The 201-nt window shown below is 55.7% G+C and carries 1 pseudogene; it reads left to right on the top strand.

The features are described 5' to 3' along the window. Positions 1–144: pseudogene (locus ACHAC9_RS24700) on the top strand (IS6 family transposase); the annotation flags it as partial. Between the last annotated feature and the right edge of the window lie 57 nt (positions 145–201).

Genomic DNA, 201 nt, shown 5'->3' with positions numbered 1-201 from the left:
TCCTTTCGTGCAGCGGCCAACGTGCTCGCCGGCATCGAGCTCATGCACATGATCCGCAAGGACCAGTTCAAGATTGAAGGCGTTGCTCGCACATCGTTCGCCGACCAATTTTATGCGTTGGCAGGACAAATCCGTCCAGTTTGAAAGCGGCCCACTCCTCGCCAGCAAATCTGAGCCTCAAATCGCTAACGCGACACAACC

This window comes from Massilia sp. CMS3.1, assembly GCF_051262535.1.
Lineage (GTDB): Bacteria > Pseudomonadota > Gammaproteobacteria > Burkholderiales > Burkholderiaceae_D > Telluria.
This window is presented reverse-complemented; position numbering and strand designations above follow the sequence as displayed.